The organism is Limosilactobacillus secundus, assembly GCF_020784695.1.
GTDB lineage: Bacteria > Bacillota > Bacilli > Lactobacillales > Lactobacillaceae > Limosilactobacillus > Limosilactobacillus reuteri_F.
The window spans coordinates 18,073-35,848 of sequence record NZ_JAJGUA010000004.1 but is presented as its reverse complement, the minus strand read 5'-3'; the positions used below and the strand labels follow the sequence as shown (position 1 = coordinate 35,848).

At 39.0% G+C, this 17,776-nt stretch carries 18 protein-coding genes, 1 pseudogene, 1 riboswitch and 1 other annotated feature; of the genes and pseudogenes, 13 read left to right on the top strand and 6 right to left on the bottom strand.

Annotated elements, in window-relative coordinates:
* Nucleotides 1-8: 8 nt before the first annotated feature.
* Entirely contained in the window at nucleotides 9-857 is an 849-nt protein-coding gene (locus LMB57_RS00255) for an aldo/keto reductase (RefSeq protein WP_229271665.1), read from the bottom strand.
* Nucleotides 858-989: 132 nt separating this feature from the next.
* On the opposite strand from LMB57_RS00255, the gene LMB57_RS00250 reads away from it, so the two are divergent.
* The 3 genes from LMB57_RS00250 (at nucleotide 990) to LMB57_RS00240 (ending at nucleotide 3,499) form a co-directional block, all read left to right on the top strand.
* Nucleotides 990-1,421: an Hsp20/alpha crystallin family protein gene (locus LMB57_RS00250; RefSeq protein ID WP_003670784.1), complete on the top strand. Its 432-nt coding sequence runs from the start codon at nucleotides 990-992 to the stop codon at nucleotides 1,419-1,421.
* Between the two features lie 135 nt (nucleotides 1,422-1,556).
* Nucleotides 1,557-3,056, top strand: coding sequence for a Y-family DNA polymerase (locus LMB57_RS00245; protein ID WP_229271666.1), 1,500 nt, complete (start codon nucleotides 1,557-1,559; stop codon nucleotides 3,054-3,056).
* Nucleotides 3,053-3,499, top strand: coding sequence for a hypothetical protein (locus LMB57_RS00240; RefSeq protein WP_229271667.1), 447 nt, complete (start codon nucleotides 3,053-3,055; stop codon nucleotides 3,497-3,499). Before LMB57_RS00245 ends, LMB57_RS00240 begins: the two co-directional genes overlap by 4 nt.
* 23 nt (nucleotides 3,500-3,522) lie before the next feature.
* On the opposite strand, the gene LMB57_RS00235 is transcribed toward LMB57_RS00240, so the two are convergent.
* From LMB57_RS00235 to LMB57_RS00225, 3 genes are all read right to left on the bottom strand, one after another.
* Nucleotides 3,523-4,047, bottom strand: a complete 525-nt coding sequence (locus tag LMB57_RS00235) for an HdeD family acid-resistance protein (protein WP_229271668.1) — start codon at nucleotides 4,045-4,047, stop codon at nucleotides 3,523-3,525.
* A 326-nt stretch (nucleotides 4,048-4,373) separates the two neighbouring features.
* Nucleotides 4,374-4,541 (bottom strand): hypothetical protein, encoded by a 168-nt coding sequence (locus tag LMB57_RS00230; protein ID WP_003664220.1) that lies wholly within the window; start codon nucleotides 4,539-4,541, stop codon nucleotides 4,374-4,376.
* An 11-nt stretch (nucleotides 4,542-4,552) separates the two neighbouring features.
* On the bottom strand, nucleotides 4,553-5,164 hold the full coding sequence (locus LMB57_RS00225) for a VanZ family protein (RefSeq protein WP_324255208.1): 612 nt from the start codon (nucleotides 5,162-5,164) through the stop codon (nucleotides 4,553-4,555).
* 88 nt (nucleotides 5,165-5,252) lie between these two features.
* Here LMB57_RS00225 and LMB57_RS00220 point away from each other — a divergent pair.
* Nucleotides 5,253-5,630 (top strand): annotated as a pseudogene (locus tag LMB57_RS00220) (amino acid permease); the annotation flags it as partial.
* A gap of 109 nt (nucleotides 5,631-5,739) precedes the next feature.
* Complete coding sequence (locus LMB57_RS00215; protein WP_229271670.1) at nucleotides 5,740-5,898, top strand: hypothetical protein; 159 nt, start codon at nucleotides 5,740-5,742, stop codon at nucleotides 5,896-5,898.
* Between the two features lie 30 nt (nucleotides 5,899-5,928).
* Here LMB57_RS00215 and LMB57_RS00210 read toward each other — a convergent pair whose 3' ends face one another.
* On the bottom strand, nucleotides 5,929-6,384 hold the full coding sequence (locus LMB57_RS00210; protein ID WP_229271671.1) for a Fur family transcriptional regulator: 456 nt from the start codon (nucleotides 6,382-6,384) through the stop codon (nucleotides 5,929-5,931).
* Nucleotides 6,385-6,507: 123 nt separating this feature from the next.
* Here LMB57_RS00210 and LMB57_RS00205 point away from each other — a divergent pair, with 123 nt between their 5' ends.
* The 6 genes from LMB57_RS00205 to LMB57_RS00180 all read left to right on the top strand — a co-directional run bounded on the left by LMB57_RS00205 (nucleotide 6,508) and on the right by LMB57_RS00180 (nucleotide 14,739).
* Nucleotides 6,508-7,947 (top strand): MFS transporter, encoded by a 1,440-nt coding sequence (locus LMB57_RS00205; RefSeq protein ID WP_229271672.1) that lies wholly within the window; start codon nucleotides 6,508-6,510, stop codon nucleotides 7,945-7,947.
* Nucleotides 7,948-8,019: 72 nt separating this feature from the next.
* Nucleotides 8,020-8,559: a DNA-3-methyladenine glycosylase I gene (locus LMB57_RS00200; RefSeq protein ID WP_229271673.1), complete on the top strand. Its 540-nt coding sequence runs from the start codon at nucleotides 8,020-8,022 to the stop codon at nucleotides 8,557-8,559.
* 50 nt (nucleotides 8,560-8,609) lie between these two features.
* Nucleotides 8,610-8,722: riboswitch (SMK box riboswitch) on the top strand.
* Nucleotides 8,720-9,907 (top strand): methionine adenosyltransferase, encoded by a 1,188-nt coding sequence (gene metK / locus LMB57_RS00195; protein WP_003664212.1) that lies wholly within the window; start codon nucleotides 8,720-8,722, stop codon nucleotides 9,905-9,907. Its footprint overlaps the riboswitch before it by 3 nt.
* Before the next feature lie 52 nt (nucleotides 9,908-9,959).
* Nucleotides 9,960-10,168 (top strand) — a binding site (T-box leader).
* Nucleotides 10,169-10,228: 60 nt separating this feature from the next.
* On the top strand, nucleotides 10,229-12,649 hold the full coding sequence (leuS, locus tag LMB57_RS00190) for a leucine--tRNA ligase (RefSeq protein WP_229271674.1): 2,421 nt from the start codon (nucleotides 10,229-10,231) through the stop codon (nucleotides 12,647-12,649).
* Nucleotides 12,650-12,711: 62 nt separating this feature from the next.
* Nucleotides 12,712-12,975 (top strand): type II toxin-antitoxin system HicB family antitoxin, encoded by a 264-nt coding sequence (locus tag LMB57_RS00185; RefSeq protein ID WP_229271675.1) that lies wholly within the window; start codon nucleotides 12,712-12,714, stop codon nucleotides 12,973-12,975.
* A 114-nt stretch (nucleotides 12,976-13,089) separates the two neighbouring features.
* Nucleotides 13,090-14,739, top strand: a complete 1,650-nt coding sequence (locus LMB57_RS00180; protein WP_229271676.1) for a putative polysaccharide biosynthesis protein — start codon at nucleotides 13,090-13,092, stop codon at nucleotides 14,737-14,739.
* 64 nt (nucleotides 14,740-14,803) lie between these two features.
* Here the strand turns inward: LMB57_RS00180 and LMB57_RS00175 are convergent, their stop codons facing one another.
* Nucleotides 14,804-15,664, bottom strand: coding sequence for an NAD(P)H-hydrate dehydratase (locus tag LMB57_RS00175; RefSeq protein ID WP_229271677.1), 861 nt, complete (start codon nucleotides 15,662-15,664; stop codon nucleotides 14,804-14,806).
* Nucleotides 15,665-15,752: 88 nt separating this feature from the next.
* Here LMB57_RS00175 and pepV point away from each other — a divergent pair, with 88 nt between their 5' ends.
* Both pepV and LMB57_RS00165 read left to right on the top strand, forming a co-directional pair.
* A complete protein-coding gene (pepV, locus tag LMB57_RS00170; RefSeq protein WP_229271678.1) occupies nucleotides 15,753-17,156 on the top strand; it encodes a dipeptidase PepV in 1,404 nt (467 codons plus the stop codon).
* Nucleotides 17,157-17,181: 25 nt separating this feature from the next.
* Nucleotides 17,182-17,694: a universal stress protein gene (locus LMB57_RS00165; RefSeq protein WP_229271679.1), complete on the top strand. Its 513-nt coding sequence runs from the start codon at nucleotides 17,182-17,184 to the stop codon at nucleotides 17,692-17,694.
* Nucleotides 17,695-17,776: the final 82 nt, after the last annotated feature.

The following is a 17,776-nucleotide window of genomic DNA, read 5'->3' as shown; positions in this document are numbered from 1 at the left end:
CGTCGCTATTAAATTACTGCAAGGGGTTCTTTTTTGTTTGGTGATGGAAACTCTTTTTGTAAAGCGAGTAGTTCATCATCACTTAGTTCAATATTACCAGCTGCAACATTTTCTTCAGCATGTTTTGGGTTACTGCTCTTTGGAATAGCAAGGACATTTCCAATTCTCAAAACCCATGCAAGCATGATCTGACTAACGGTCACATGGTGATCTGCGGCAATTTCTTTTAGTAGCGGATTCTCAGTTAACTTTCCCGATAAGCTATCACCTTGTGCAAGCGGGGAATAGGCTATTAATGGGAGTTGATGCTGTTTCATTAAGGGAAGGAGGTCAAATTCAATTCCGCGACTATCGAGATTATAGAGATCTTCGTTGGCAACGCAATCAGTGCCATTTTTTAGGCGCCATAATTCTTCAAGATCACTGACATCGAAGTTTGAGACCCCCCATGCTTTAATCTTTCCTGCCTTTTTAACTCTTTCTAATTCGTTGACTGTTTCTGCTAACGGAATCCCACCCCGCCAGTGTAAAAGATAAAGGTCAAAATAGTCTGTTCCTACGGCTGCTAAGCTTTGATCTAAACTATGCTCAAGTTTTATCTTACTGGCATTTGAAGGAAGAACTTTATCAATTAAGAATAGCTTTTCTCGGCTATATGGTTTGATGGCCTCAGCTACAAGCGCTTCAGAACGACCATCGCCATACATTTCCGCCGTGTCAATAGCTTGTGCGCCAGCGTCAATTGCTGTTTGGATTGCTTTAATTTCTGTTGAGCGATTGACGAGGGAATCACCCATATTCCATGTTCCAATTCCAATTGCAGGCATTGAAACATTATTGATTGTGACTTTTTTCATCTTGCGCAGCTCCTTTCTGTTTTCCTACTTTTATTATATTCTTTTTAGTCAATGGGCCCTAGCATATTAGTTGCATTTTATTTGAAAGCATTTAACATAGACAGTGAATAAGAAAGAAAGGAAGCATTCTTTATGGCTAATGAATTACAAAACCGTAATAACTTATTTGATAGTTTGATGAACATGCGTAACTGGATGAACGATGATTTCTTCTCTAACCTAACTCCAGTTGCTGATCACATGAAGACAGATGTTACAGAAGATGACAAGAATTATACCGTAAAGATTGACATGCCTGGATTTGATAAGAAGGATATTCACATTAATTATGCTAATGATATTTTGACAGTTACTGGTCATCGGGATACCTTTGATGATGATGGTGACAAGGATGGCAACGTTTTGCATTCTGAGCGGCGGTATGGCCAAATGAGTCGGCAATACCGTTTACCAGATGTAAATAAGAAGGATATCAAGGCTCAATATAAGAATGGTGTTTTGACAATTACTCTTCCTAAGAAGGACGAGACTGATGACGATGAAAATCATATTGATATTGAATAATTAAATTAAGTTAAATAAGGAGGTTGAGAAAAAACAAAAGTTTTTTTCAATCTCCTTATTTTTTTGTTCGTTTCTTGAACATATGTTCGGCAAAGGATATAATAGTATTTACTAAAGCAATGGAGGTACATTACAATGGGGCAAACATATATGGCAATTGATTTAAAATCATTTTATGCCTCGGTCGAATGTACTGAGTATGGGCTCGATCCTTTAAATGTTAACCTAGTAGTTGCCGACGAATCGCGAACTAGTAAGACAATTTGTCTTGCCGTCTCACCAGCTTTGAAAAAATTTGGCGTTGCTGGTCGTCCGCGATTGTATGAGGTAGAACAACGGGTAGCGTACTTGAATAATTGTCGTGCCGAAGAAATGGCTCGCCAGCGATTATCACCAGTTGTTTCAATCTATCGGAATGAACTATTAAAATCACCGGAACTTAAAATTGGTTATAAGATCGCACGTCCACGAATGAATTTTTATCTTGAAAAAAGTGCCGCCATCTATGAAATTTATTTACGCTATTTACCACCAGAAAAGATCCACGTTTATTCTATTGATGAGGTAATGATGGATATTACTGATTATCTTAATGAATACCATGTTAGCGCCCGTTCCTTAGCTAAGGAAATTATCCAAACAATCAAAGCAGAGACGCAAATTACTGCAACGGCAGGGATTGGGACCAATCTTTTCTTAGCGAAAGTAGCGATGGATATAGTAGCTAAACGAATTCCAGGAGATAAAGACGGGGTCCGGATTGCACAGATGAATGAACATACTTTTCGCCGTTACCTTTGGGCGCACCAGCCCCTAACAGACTTTTGGCGAATTGGTCCTGGATATGCGCGCCGACTAAAAAAGCTGGGTCTGCATACAATGGGAGATATTGCTCGTTGTTCATTGGGAAAATTATCTGATCCAATGAATGAGGAAGTATTATACCGCGAATTTGGAAAAAATGCGGAAATCATTATTGACCATGCATGGGGATACGAGCCCGCGTCCATTAAAGATATCAAGAATTATCATTCATCTGATCACGGGATATATTCTGGCCAGGTATTACCACGACCTTATAGCTTTACAGAAACCCGGTTAGTGATTCAAGAGATGGTTAATTCGCTAGCTCTTCAGTTAACCAAGCAAAACTTAGTAACTGATCAAGTTGCTTTAAGGATCGCATATGATATTTCTAACATATCTGAGGATTACCAAGGGTCATTAGTGACAGACTTCTATGGACGCCAGGTACCAAAGCCAATGCATAGAAGGACTAATCTTCCCTTACCAACTTCATCTGGTACAGAATTAATGGAGGCATTTATGAAGCTATATGATTCTGGCCTTGATCGGCGATTGACAGTTCGCAAAATTACGGTAATAGCGAACCACCTTCTCTCACCAACGCTTGCTCGATTGGCGAATTATAATGAGCAGTTAGATTTATTTACTGACTCAACAAAAAAACATAAAAATCGTTCCCAAGTTCAAAAAAATGATCAAAAACTGCAAAGACTTGTCCTTGATTTGCAAAATGAATATGGTAAAAACGCCATTATTCGAGCGGCTGATTTGAAAAAAGGTGCCACTATTTTAGAAAGAAATAATCAGATTGGGGGACATCAAGCATGAGGGAAAATGAAGATCTATTGAAAATAGAAAAAAGCTTGTTCAGTGATATCTCAAAATATCGGGATATTATCAACATCCCTCGACATATTTCTCAAGCTCATACACCAATGTCCACGAAAGATCGGGCTGCTCAGTTTTCTCCTTTTGCAGCCTTGACTGGCTATCATCAATTATTAGCAAAGGTAGGGGAAAAGTATGGTCATAAAACTTATCCCACAGCTGAGATGAGGCATCGAATAAAATTTCAACTTGCCATGATTGAACGAGATCAATCGCATCCGATAGTAAAGGTTGAATTTTTTAATGGTAGAACAGGTTTTTATGAAGAATACACAGGTCAATTAAAACGAATTGATCATCATGCTCATCACCTAATATTTGATGATGGAAAAAAGATTGTAATTCAAAATATTCGTAAAATTAAAAGAGACCAGCAAAACTGATCTCTTTTAACGCAAGGTATAAGTTAAAATGCTTGAATAAGTTTCATAATTCCGAAAACAATCAAGAATGTTGAAACTAACCATACCACTGTAATAGCAGAAAGTAATGGGCTAAATAAAAGAATAACCCCTAATACCAAGCTCAAAATTGCTAGAATTACAATGAACCAGTAGTATCCTCGATGAAATTCCTTGAAAAACTTGGCACTGAGCAATTCAGTGATTGAGTCAAGAATAAACCAGATAGCGAAGATAATAGCAATAAAGAGTACACCAAAACTTGGTTGGAACAGAAAAATAATTCCTAAAATAATATCTAAAATTGCAGAAAAAATTAACCAACCTGATGATTCTTCCAAGACTTGACTAATTTGTTGACGGAACCATAATTCATAAATTCCGCGGAAAATAAAAGCAATTCCAGCAACAATGGCTAAGAAGTGAAGGGTTTTATCTGGGCGCATGAATGATGCGATTCCAGCAATGATAAATAAGACCCCGATAATTAAGCTAAACCAGTCAAAGCCTCTTTTAGTTTCTTCAAACATTGAAAAACCTCCCTAAAAATAAAATCATTAATATCATAATTCAATTGGATTGATAAAACAAGAAGAAAGAGATTATCAATAAAGTAGTTATAATAAAAGTAGTTATAATATTAGGATGAAATAGCAAAAGGGGGGGCGAGACAGAAGTCACTTATGACTTCGTTTTTCGACGCAAAGCTAGCTCTGGGAGTCCCCGTAAGCAACAATAGGCCTCCAACGTTCGTTTTTGCCGGACGTTGGAGGCCTATTGTTGTACTGCATATTTGCTTTTTATGAAAGCAACTTGACTTATGTTATAGTCCCTTTTGTCGTAATTTTCCAGGAAATTAAAGGTGCTCTTTAATCCCGTTGGGAAAATCCTTATCAATCTCCTTTAAGATTGGTAATAATGAATTGACATATTCATGATATGCTTCAATTGGCTTTAGATCTTTTGCTCGTGATTGTAGTAAGGTAAGAGCAATATCGTGCGCTCTTTGTTCATTTGTAATCATCTTTTACCACCTCAGTTATTCAGTTTATCAGATTTTCCACCTACTAACATAAATTGTTTAATAACTTGATGAAAAATCGTTTGATCAAGTATGATTGTTACTGCAAAACCAATTGTAGTTCCGATAGTATTGCTAATCAAATCATCCACATCAGCAACTCTTCCAATATGGAAAAGAAGGTCGCAAACAAATTGGTTACACTCGATAAATAGGCTGAAGAAAAAGCCATAGAGAATAGCACGACTGAAAGGCATTTGGTGATTAATCAAATAAAGATAAACTCCTAGTGGTAAAGTCATCACAATGTTTAAGAAAAATTCTTGGCTGAGTCCTTGGAGGGGGATGATATTAAATGGTACCCCGTGAAAATAAAATAAAAGTTTATTAGCAGAACTAAAATTAAATATTGAAGGGGTTAAGCAGAGCCAGTCAATTGCAGTTAAGTAGATAAAAAAGGTTGCAATTGTAATATGCTGGCCAAAGTTAGGAAATTTTTCCCAAAGGTGGTTATGGGTGATAAGGACAGAGCCTGCAAAAAAATAAATGAAAAATGGGATCCAATGAACTAGTGCGTGCAATGTAATTTCTCCTTCTACGAAAAATACTATACAATAGGTTTTCAATGTTATATATCATAGTTGATTTTTTTAGTAATGGCTAGTAAACCTGCCTAGGATTAATAAAACTTCAATTATTGAGGAAGAGAGGATTATGGCAGAAAAACAAGAATTTACACGTAAACTTAAAAGCCGTCATATTCAATTAAGGGCGCTTGGTGGAACGATTGGGACGGGATTATTTCTCGGAGCGGGGAAGGTAATTCACGTCATTCTTTTAGCATATTTAATTACTGGAATTATTTGTTTTGGAATTATGCGAGCCCTAGAAGAATTGCTTCTTTCCGATTTACATTATCATTCGTTTATGGATGCGATTCGGGATTATCTTGGTAATCGTGTGAGTTTTGTAATGGGCTGGACATATTGGGCGTGTTGGCTAGCATTGGCGATGGCCGAAGTTACCGCCATTGGCTTATATTTTCAACTATGGTTTTCTCAAGTTCCCCAATGGCTACCGGGATTAGGAACTTTCCTATGTTTCCAGCGTTGCTACCACAAGTTTTCTCTTTGTATGGGCTATCATCATTTTGGTACACCTAAGATATATTCGGCAGCAACTACAATCAAGGACTTTTAAGATGCCAGGCGCATCTTTTACTGACTATATTATTTTAGTTTTTCTTTTTATTGTGCTAATTATTTTATGTATAGAGAAGCAAACTTTAATTGCTCTTATACTAACTTTAGCTTGGTTTGCAATTCTTGCCGTTGCTTCATTAACACAAAAGAAAGCATAAAAAATTCCCCGAGTTTTCGGGGAATTTTTACTAACGATTCAAATGTAATTTACGTTGACACTCGGGACAAATGCCATGGACTTCGATGTTATTTCCTGTAACTAGATAACCAGTCTTTTCATGAGTCATAACCGTTAATTCTTTCGTGATTGCAGTAAAATGCTCATCAAAAACATCAGAGATCTTACCACAATTATCGCAGACGACATGATAATGCGGATGGCCGAAATAGTCAAAGTGGGCACTACCATCACCATTTTTTAGCTCAATTACAAGATTGTAATCAACGAAGAGCTTTAGAGTATTGTATACAGTTGCCATGCTGATATTGGCAACTGAGTCTTTAAGGTCATCATAAATCATTTCAACGCTCGGATGAGTATGATGGTTGATTAAGTAATTTAAGATGGTTTTCCGTTGGGGAGTAAGACGAACCTTGTTTTCGCGGAGATGGTCAAGCGCTCGATCAAATTCTGCTTCTGCCATAATGTCGTCCCCTTTCTTAAAATAATTATAATCTAATAACATTATAACATTTACATTCACTAATTCAAAACCTATAATATTTAGCAGTCAGATAATAATTATTCTAAAGAGGGAGAGAGTGATATGGCTCAAAGTATCGCACGTAATGGAAAAAGATATCGTCGCTTTTGGTTTATTTTTACTTTATTAGTTGGTACCTTTACGATGTCAATTAGTCAATCATCGTTGTCAACTGCCTATCCAACTTTAATGAATGCTTTTGGGGTTTCAGCATCAACAGTTCAATGGTTGACGACTGGTTTTATGCTCGTAATGTGTGTCAGCATGCCAATTAGCCCATGGATGCTCAACAATATGAGTTTTAAGGCAATGTTCATTGGAGCACTGGGGCTATTTGATATCGGATCTTTGATGATTGTTTTAACACCATCATCTTGGGGAATTAATGGCTTTTGGTTTATGATGATTGGACGGGCCATGGAAGCTTTTGCTGTCGGAGTTTTATTCCCATCTTATCAAACCGTTTTGCTTGAAATTACGCCTAAAGAAGAGCGGGGTTCAACAATGGGAATTGCTGGTTTAGTAATGGGATCCGCTCTTGCCTGTGGACCGATTGTTTCAGGAATTGTTCTAAAATTCTTTAGCTGGAAGAGCCTTTTTATCCTGTTCATGCTTGTCATTTCGGTAATTATTTTAATGGCTGCTAGTGGGTTGATCCAAGATGTAATGGAGCGGCATGAAACAAACCTTGATTGGCTATCAGTAATCTTACTAGTTGGATTGATTGGGATTATGTACGTTGTTGACCAAACCGGAAAAAAGAATCCTGCATGGGGAATAAATACAGGAATCTTTATCGTTAGTCTTATTGCGGTTATCTGGTTCTGTATTCGGCAGCTTCATCTCAAGCATCCACTGTTGGAATTGCGGGTATTGAAGACTTTTAATTATGATTTAGCAATTCTTTTGACATCAATTTCGTATATCGCATTAATTGTAACGACAATTATTTTTCCTCTTTATTATCAAGGAGTATTGAAAGTTAATCCATTTGTTTCAGGAATGTCCCTAGTGCCGGGAGCAGTTTTTCTTAGTATTTTGAATCCTTTGTCCGGAAAATTAGCTGATAAGATTGGGTTTAAACCGACAATGCTGGTAGGAATGTTTATGATTATTATCGGCTGGGTTGCTGGCTTAACCGTCCTTAACCATCTCAGCTTGCTGGGAATGATCATTTGTGCAATGGTGATTGAAGGAGGAAATGCGTTTGTGATGATGCCAGCTGTTACACTGGGAGCAAATGCTTTGCCAGATGAATTAGTACCCCATGGAACAGCCGTAATTACGATTGTCCGGCAAGTTCTCGGTTCCGCGGGTGTTACTATTTCAACACTGATCTTAACGGTTGCTACTACAAATGCACTTCAGCGGGGAAGTTCGGCTCAAATCGCTTCCCTTCACGGCTATCATTTAGTATTTATCGGCATGATCATCACTGAATTGATTGGTCTCATACTAGCATTTATGCTAAAAAATACTAATAAAGAAAAAAGTACAAAATAACCAAAAATTCGTATATAAAATAGGGAGGAGGTAATTTCTGCTCCCTATTTATTTAAAAAAGAGGTATTAATAATGACACTTAAACGACCACGATGGGCTAATACTACACCGGAAATGCAAAACTATTATGATCACTATTGGGGATTTCCAGTTCATGATGACCAGCAGTTATTTGCAATGTTATCTTTAGAATTATTTCAGGCCGGTTTAACCTGGCAAACAATCTGGCGGCGACGAGAAGCATTTAATCAGGCATTTGCTAATTTTAATATTGAAAAAGTTGCGTGCTTTACTGATGAGGATATTAATCGATTATGTGAAGATGAAACTATTATTCGTAATCGTTGTAAAATATTAGCGGTAATTAATAATGCGCAAGTGATTTTAAAATTACGGAAAACGGGAAAGACATTTGACAATTATGTGTGGCACTTTGTTGGTGATCAACCTCAAGACTTGGGATTAACTACCGATATTAAATTAGCTCCTAAAACACCGGCTTCAGAAGAAATAGCCAAGCAAATGCGGAAGGATGGCTTTAAATTTGTTGGCCCGACAATTATTTACTCTTTCATGACGGCAGTGGGGATGGTCAATGCCCGTTTGAAGTAAGAATGTATGGATTAACATTGATTGTTGGTTAATAATTGTGCTAAGATTATTCTCGTTATAAAGCAATTCCCGATAGGATTCACGTCTGAACGTGAAGATGCCTTGTAACCGCAACTACAAACTATTTGAAAGTTTCAATAGAATATGGGGGAATTAGAAAATGGCAGAACGACATTTATTTACATCCGAATCAGTATCAGAGGGACATCCAGATAAGATTGCTGACCAAATCAGTGACGCGATTTTAGATGAATTGCTTAAGAAGGATCCTGATTCACGGGTTGCAGTGGAAACATCAGTTACTACTGGATTAGTATTAGTCTTTGGTGAAGTTTCTACTAAGGCCTATGTTAATATCCAACAGATTGTGCGGGACACAATTCGTAAGATCGGTTATACAGATGGCAAGTACGGTTTCGATGCTGATAACTGTGCGGTTATCACTGCGATCGATGAACAATCACCAGACATTGCGCAAGGGGTTGATGACTCCTTAGAAACGCGTGAAGGTGAAGCTGACCCGCTTGATAAGATTGGTGCCGGTGACCAAGGATTGATGTTTGGTTACGCTACTGACGAAACACCTGAATACATGCCATTGACATTGGTTTTAAGCCATAAATTAATGCGTAAGATTGCTCAACTACGTAAGGATGGTGTTATCTCTTACCTTCGTCCAGATGCAAAGGCCGAAGTAACTGTAGAATACGATGAGAATGACAAGCCATTACGTGTTGATACCGTTGTTTTAAGTACCCAGCATGATCCAGAGGTTTCACTTGATCAAATTAAAAAGGATATTAAAGAACAAGTGATTGAAGCAGTCATTCCAGCTGAGTACCTTGATGACCAAACTAAGTACTTCATTAATCCAACCGGTCGCTTTGTAATCGGTGGACCTCAAGGGGATGCTGGTTTAACTGGACGAAAGATTATTGTTGATACTTATGGTGGAGCTGCCCATCATGGTGGTGGAGCCTTTTCTGGCAAGGATGCTACTAAGGTTGACCGTTCTGCTAGTTATGCTGCGCGCTACATTGCTAAAAACATTGTTGCAGCGGGTTATGCTAAGAAGGCTGAAATTCAAGTTGCTTATGCCATCGGGGTAGCAGAACCAGTATCGATCATGATTAATACTTATGGTACCGGTACCCGTTCAGAAGAAGAATTAATTGCCGCTGTTCGAAAAGTATTTGATTTACGTCCAGCTGGAATTATTGAAATGCTTGACTTGAAGCGGCCAATTTACAAGCAAACTGCTGCTTATGGTCACTTTGGTCGGACTGATGTGGATTTACCATGGGAACACCTTGATAAAGTTGACGAATTAAAAGAAATTTTAGGCTAATAATTTAGTTACACGCTTGCAATCATTAACGGTGGTTGTTAAAATAGGCGTTAAATATTTGATCGTAATAGAAATAGTAGTTTTTGACGAGGTCAGCAGAGATCCTGTGGTGGTGTGAACAGGAGACTGGTCATTTACGAACTCATCTAGATGTGATTATTACTGAATTTTAGTAGGTAATGACGTTTACCGCGTTAAGGTCCTAAGCGCCATGGATTCCATGGAAAACGGGTGGTACCGCGGAGTTATTTCGTCTCGTAGATTGATTTCTACGGGACTTTTTTATTACGATTATTAAAATCAGAACAAGGAGTAGAAAATATGGCTTACGATCATAAGACGATTGAAAAAAAGTGGCAAAAGTTTTGGAAGAAGAATGAAACTTTTAAAGCAGACCTTAATAAGGACCAAAAGAAGTATTATGCATTAGACATGTTCCCATATCCATCTGGTCAAGGACTCCACGTTGGTCACCCAGAAGGTTATACAGCTACGGATGTAATGTCACGGATGAAACGGATGCAAGGATTTAATGTCTTACATCCAATGGGGTGGGATGCATTTGGATTACCAGCTGAACAATACGCATTAAAGACTGGCCACAACCCTAAGGACTTTACGAACAAAAATATTGATCATTTCCGTGACCAAATCCAATCACTTGGCTTCTCATATGACTGGGACCGGGAAGTAAATACGACTGATCCTAAATTCTACAAGTGGACTCAATGGATTTTTGAACAGCTCTATAAGAAGGGGCTTGCTTACGAAAGTGAAATTATGGTTAACTGGGCCCCTGATTTTATGGGTGGGACAGTTGTTGCCAACGAAGAAGTTGAAGATGGCAAGACTAAACGTGGCGGCTATCCCGTCTATCGTAAGCCAATGCGCCAATGGGTTTTAAAGATTACTGCTTATGCGGATCGTTTGATTGATGATCTTGATCTTGTTGACTGGCCGGAAAGCGTTAAGGAAATGCAACGTAACTGGATTGGTCGTTCAGAAGGTGCTTCAGTATTTTTCCCAGTTGTGGGGAATGAAGATACTAAGATTGAAGTGTTTACGACGCGGGCAGATACGCTCTTTGGTGCTTCTTATGTTGTTCTTGCTCCCGAACAAGAATTAGTTGATCAATTGACAACACCAGAACACAAGGCGGAAGTTGAAAAGTACAAGGAAGAAGCATCACGGCGGTCTGATCTTGAGCGGACTGACTTAAACAAGGACAAGACTGGTGTATTTACTGGTTCTTACGTTATTAATCCAGTTAACGGTGAAAAACTACCAATTTGGATTAGTGATTACGTGCTTGCTTCATATGGAACTGGAGCAGTAATGGCTGTTCCTTCCGGAGATCAACGTGATTATGACTTTGCTACTAAGTTTGACTTGCCAATTAAGCCTGTTATTGAAGGAACAGATGTGTCAGAAGGTGCTTTTGATGGTGACGGTAAACACATTAATTCTGGTTTCCTTGATGGCTTGAACATTGCTGATGCAAAGCAAAAGATGATTGATTGGCTTGAAGAACACGATGCTGGTCATAAGAAGGTTAACTACCGTCTTCGTGACTGGATCTTCAGTCGGCAACGTTACTGGGGGGAACCAATTCCAGTTATCCACTGGGATGATGGGACAACCTCATTAGTTCCAGAAGATGAACTCCCACTTGAATTGCCAAAGACTGATAACATCGAACCATCAGGAACTGGTGAAAGTCCATTGGCGAATGTTGAAGATTGGGTTAACGTTTATGACGAAAATGGTCGTCATGGTCTTCGTGAGACTAATACCATGCCACAGTGGGCCGGTTCATCATGGTACTGGCTTCGGTACACCGATCCTCATAATGACAAGGAATTTGCCTCAAAAGAAGCGCTTGATTATTGGTCACCAGTTGATCTCTATGTTGGTGGGGCTGAACACGCTGTTCTTCACTTGCTCTATGCTCGATTCTGGCATAAGGTTCTTTATGACCTCGGTCTCGTACCAACTAAAGAACCATTCATGAAGCTTGTTAACCAGGGGATGATTCTTGGTTCAAACCATGAAAAGATGTCGAAGTCCAAAGGTAATGTTGTTAACCCTGATGACATTGTTGACCAATATGGGGCTGATACTTTACGTCTTTATGAAATGTTCATGGGACCACTTGAGGAATCTGTGCCTTGGGATGAAAAGGGACTTCATGGTGCTAATAAGTGGGTTCATCGTGTATGGCGGTTGTTAATGGATGATAATAACCACCTCCGTGACCGGGTATCTACTTTCAACGATGGCAAGCTTACCAAGGTTTACAATCAAACTGTTAAGAAGGTTACCGAAGACTACGAACGGATGCACTTCAATACGGCTATTTCTCAATTGATGGTCTTTGTAAACGAAGCCTACAAGGTTGATGATTTACCAGTTGAATACATGAAAGGCTTTGTAAAGATGATTGCCCCAATCATGCCTCACATGGCTGAGGAACTCTGGAGTCAATTCGGTGAGAGTGAGACAATCACTTACCAACCATGGCCAACTTACGATCCAAAAGCCTTAGTTGAAGATGAAGTTGAAATGATCGTTCAGGTTAACGGTAAGGTACGGGCTAAGATTAAGATGGCCAAGGATACTGACCGTGATGAAGCACAACAACTTGCTTTAGCAAACGAACATGTTAAGAAGTTTACTGACGGCAAAGACATTAAGAAAGTCATTGTTGTCCCTAACAAAATCGTTAATATCGTTGCAAAATAGTAAATTAATGAAGAGCAGGGAATTTATATTTTCCTGCTTCTTTTTATTTGAGGAGACCAGTTATGGAAATAGTGAGTTACCCAGCAATTTTTACCCCGAAAGATAATGAAATTCAAGTTGATTTTCCAGATTTACCGGAAGCATTTACTCAGGGAAAAACAATGGATGAGGCAATGGATTTTGCTAAATTGGGCTTAGCGATTACCCTTAATGATAAGCTCGGCCACTTTGAAGAGCCCCCTGCCGTAAGCTCATTAGAGATATTAGAGCAACAACATCCAGATCAAATCATTAAAATGGTAACTGTCGATTTGGAACAATACTAGGTTAAAGAAATATTAAAAAGAGTAAATCGAATTGCGCCAGCTTTTTATTCACGATAAAATGATTAAGATTGCGTAAACTCGATTAAAATAAAAAAGGTAGGATTGCAACAAATCATGGAAGAAAATAAAGTAAATGATTTGAGCAGCACCACCGTTAAAAAAGATTCGCGAACAAAAATGATTACAGGATCAGCTTGGATGACAGCTGGTAGTATTACTTCGCGAATCTTAGGGGCGCTGTACATTATTCCGTGGGTCACATGGTTAGGAGCTTACAGTAATGAAGCGAATGCCTTATATGCTCAGGGTTACAATATTTATAATATGTTTTTAGTGATTGCAACGGCAGGTATTCCTTCTGCAATTTCTAAAATGGTCGCGCATTATAATGGAATAAATCAGTATGGCGTTAGTCGCCGACTGTATCATTCTGGAATGTACGTTGCGATGGCAATGGGTGTAATTTGTACGACAGTAATGATGTTTGGGGCCCGTTTAATGGATAATGGAGATCCAAATATGATTCCGGTTATCCGTTCATTAGCTTGGGCTATTTTGATTATTCCGGGGATGTCGATTACCCGAGGATTTTTACAAGGATATAACTGGATGGCACCCTCGGCAATTTCACAATTTGTTGAACAGCTTTTTCGGGTTATTTATATGTTGGCGGCTACTTATTTCATCATGAAGATTCAAAATGGTAATTGGGTTAGTGCTGTTTCCCAATCAACATTTGCGGCCTTTATCGGGGCAATTGGTGCAGTGATCGTCTTGGGAATTGCCTGGATGCGTCACCAACGTGAAATGAATGACTTGGTTGCACATGGTGAAGTAAACACTGAGGTTTCAACCCAAACATTAATTTTTAAGATTATTTATCAGTCAATTCCGTTCATCATTATTGAATCAGGGGTAACGATTTTCCAATTAATTGACCAATATACTTTTAAACGGATGATGCCATTAGTTGGTCACTTTACTAAATATCAGATGGATGTTACTTATGCCTTGTTTGCGTTCAATGCCAATAAGCTTTACATGATTGTTATTTCATTGGCTTCCGCATTAGCCGCAACAGTTATTCCTTTGCTTGCGACAGCCCGAGCCCAGAACGATCAAGAGGATATGCGGAAACAGATTCAAAATGTTCTCTTGCTATTCTATTTCGTGATGATTCCGGCAGCTCTTGGATTATCCGCGGTTGCCCAGCAAATCTACACCGTCTTTTACCGTTATGATGCGGCAGGGGTCGTGGTACTGCAATTTGCGGCTTACATTTCGATTATGTTAGGCTTGTATACTGTGGCCGCAGCGATGATGCAGGGGATTTCTGAGAATAAAAAAATGATGATGTTCTTAGCCATCGGAATCGTAATTAAATTTATCCTCCAGTTCCCATGTATTTGGATTTTTGAAGGATTAGGACCACTGGTTTCAACTGGGCTTTCAATGTTTGTGATTAACTATATGATCCTGCATTCCTTTAATATGGAATTTCACCTACGATTTGATAAGATGGCCCTACCAACTAACCAGATTTTAGCTTACTCCTTAGTGATGTTTGCTGGGACAAAGATTGTAATGTTAATCATTGGCCATTTTGTTAGTCCATATGGGCGCTACACAGCTTTCTTCTCCTTGATTCCAGGAGTAATAGTCGGAGCAGGAATTTATCTTTACCTCTGCTTAAAGTCACGCCTAGCTGATCAGCTATTGGGACCACGAGTAGCAAGGTTACGAACGATTTTACACATTAAATAACAATGCACACAAAAAGGTTCAGAGTGAGAATTTGCTCTGAACCTTTTTAATGTCCTAAAATTTCTTAATTCAAAAAACCAATATGGTGGTCTTCATTCATCCCCTCCATCTTTTTCATGAAGGTTGGGAGAGCACGACTAATTTGGTGAGGGAGAACGACATACTGGCTTTCGGCGATCTTTTCTGCAATCGCACTGTGCGCATAAACGGCAGCGAGGACGGCTTTATCTGCCTTCTCGTTAAACTCAGCAGTGAAACCTCCCACCATCCCGGCAAGAGTATCACCCATTCCACCAACCGCTTGGGCCGGGGTACCGATTGGCAATTGATATACTTGGTCACTAGTATAAATTTCCGTATGGTGTTTCTTTAAGACAACAGTAGCACCAAGTTTTTCTTGAGCCGCCTTGTTTTTATTTTCGGTTTGATCACCAATCTTGATTCCAGAGAGCCGTTGCCATTCCATTTCATGAGGAGTATAAATAATGTTTCCCTGTGGTTGTTCAAGCTTTTCCATCGCCATAAGGGTAATTGCTGACCCATCAATGATCACATTTTGTTTCTCGGTTGTATGAGCAAAAACATTCTTCAAAATTCGTAAACTTGTTTCATCATTTCCAAGACCTGGCCCAACAACCACACTGGTAGCAGCTTTAGTAAGATCAGCGACTAAGGCATCATCAGTAAAATCAGCGAACATCGCTTCTGGCAACTGCGCATGGAGGGCACTAGCGTTGATTTCATCAGTGGCAGTTGTTACAAGACCGGCACCAGCACAGACAGCCGCGGTTGACGCCATAATAATTGCGCCACCAAAATTACGATTGCCACCGATAAGGGTAACCTTACCAAAAGTACCTTTGAAACTGTCTTCAGGACGGGGAGTAATAACATCCTTTAAGATTTGGTCAGTAAGTTTTTTCACAGTTAAGACTCCTTATTATTTTATTTAATAGACAATTTAATGGTATCATTAAAATTAGTCAAAGTAGAATATTTTGGAGGGATTAATCTTGACTGATTGGATGAAAGCCGCAGAGGCACAAAAAGAAAACTATTTAAATGATCTCGTCGCATTAATGAAGATCCCCAGTGTCCGTGATGATTCGGCGGCAACAGATGAATATCCGCTTGGCCCTCGTCCCGCCCAAGCGCTAAAAGCATTTTTAGAGATGGCAGAACAAGACGGTTTTAAAGTAAAGAACATCGATAACCTTGTTGGGTATGCTGAATGGGGTGAAGGTGATGAGACACTTGCCATTTTAGCCCATCTTGATGTAATGCCTGCTGGTAAGGGCTGGGATACGGATCCATTTGACCCAGTTATCAAGGATGGCAACTTATATGGTCGTGGTGCTTCTGATGATAAGGGACCTGGAATGGCCGCTTACTATGCCTTGAAGTATTTGAAAGATCAAGGTGTAAAGTTTAACAAGAAAGTTCGTTTTATTGTTGGAACTGATGAAGAAAGTAATTGGACTGGAATGCACCGTTACTTTGAAGTTGAACCAGCCCCAACACTTGGTTTTTCACCAGATGCGGAATTCCCAGTAATTAACGGTGAAAAGGGTCAAGTATCACTCTTACTTGATGTTCCTGCTGGCAATGGGAATGCATCAACACAACTAGTTAGTTTTGAATCTGGTTTGCGTTTCAACATGGTACCGCGGGAAGCAATGGCCCTTATTCGAACAGATAATCCTCAAGAAGTTACGAATGATTTTGGTCACTTTATTGAAGAAAATCCGGTTGAAGGTAATATTGAATCAACAGATAAAGGTCTTAAAATTACTGTCATCGGAAAAGCTGCCCATGGAATGGAACCAGAAAAGGGAATCAATGCAGCAACCTACCTTGCAAAGTTCTTAAACCGATATGACTTTGGTGGGGGCGCAAAGAGTTTCATTGAATTCTTAGCTGACTATCTTCATTTAGATACGCGAATGGATGGTTTTGATAGTGCTTACACTGATCCGGTAATGGGTGAATTGACCATGAATGCCGGAATCTTAAACTTTAATGCGGACAAGGGTGGTCACATTGATATGAACTTCCGCTTCCCTAAAGGCATGACACCAGATAAGCTAGAAGAAACGGTTAAAGCAATTGCTGATAAGTTGGAAATTAATGTTAAACAAGGACCAGCACAAGAACCTCACTATGTTGACCCTGAAGATCCAATCGTTAAGACATTGATGCAAGCTTATATTGACCAAACTGGAGATGTAAATGCAAAACCAGAAGTCGTTGGTGGAGGAACTTACGGTCGTTTAATGAAGCGGGGCGTTGCCTTTGGTGCTTTAATGCCGCATACACCAAATACAATGCATCAGGCTAATGAATATCAACCTGTTAATGATTTAATTACATCGATGGCGATTTACATGGAAGCAATTAATAATCTCGTTACTGATTAATTTTGTGCTAAAATAAAGACAGAAGATGGAGGTGTCAAGAATGAGTTATCAAAATATTCTTGTTGGTGTTGATGGTTCAAAGCAAGCTGATATGGCTTTTGAAAAAGCGGTTGACATTGCTAAGACCAATGATGCCAAGTTATATTTACTAAGTATTATCAATGGTGAACGTTATCCAAGTACTGGTCCTGGTGGATACGGCTTTGTTAGTCATAGCATTTATGATTCCGCAATCGAAACGATGCAAAAGAAATTAGCTGACTACAAGAAAAAAGCAGAAGCCGCTGGAATAAAAGATATTAAAACCGATGTGAAGGTTGGTAACGCTAAGGTTGAACTGGCGGAACGTTATCCTAAAGAAAATGATATTGATTTAATCATTATTGGCGCAACCGGATTAAATGTTGTCGGTCGTCTGCTCGTTGGTTCAACGGCTGCTTATACTATTCGTGAAGCACCATGTGATGTTACCGTTGTTAAAACAAACTTGAAGAATCAAAAGTTGGATATCAAGGAAACGACATATCCTGAAATGTAAAACATAAAGACTAGGAGAATTTTCTTCTAGTCTTTTCTAGTTTAAAAATGCAAATTCATAATTTTCACGTATATATACTATA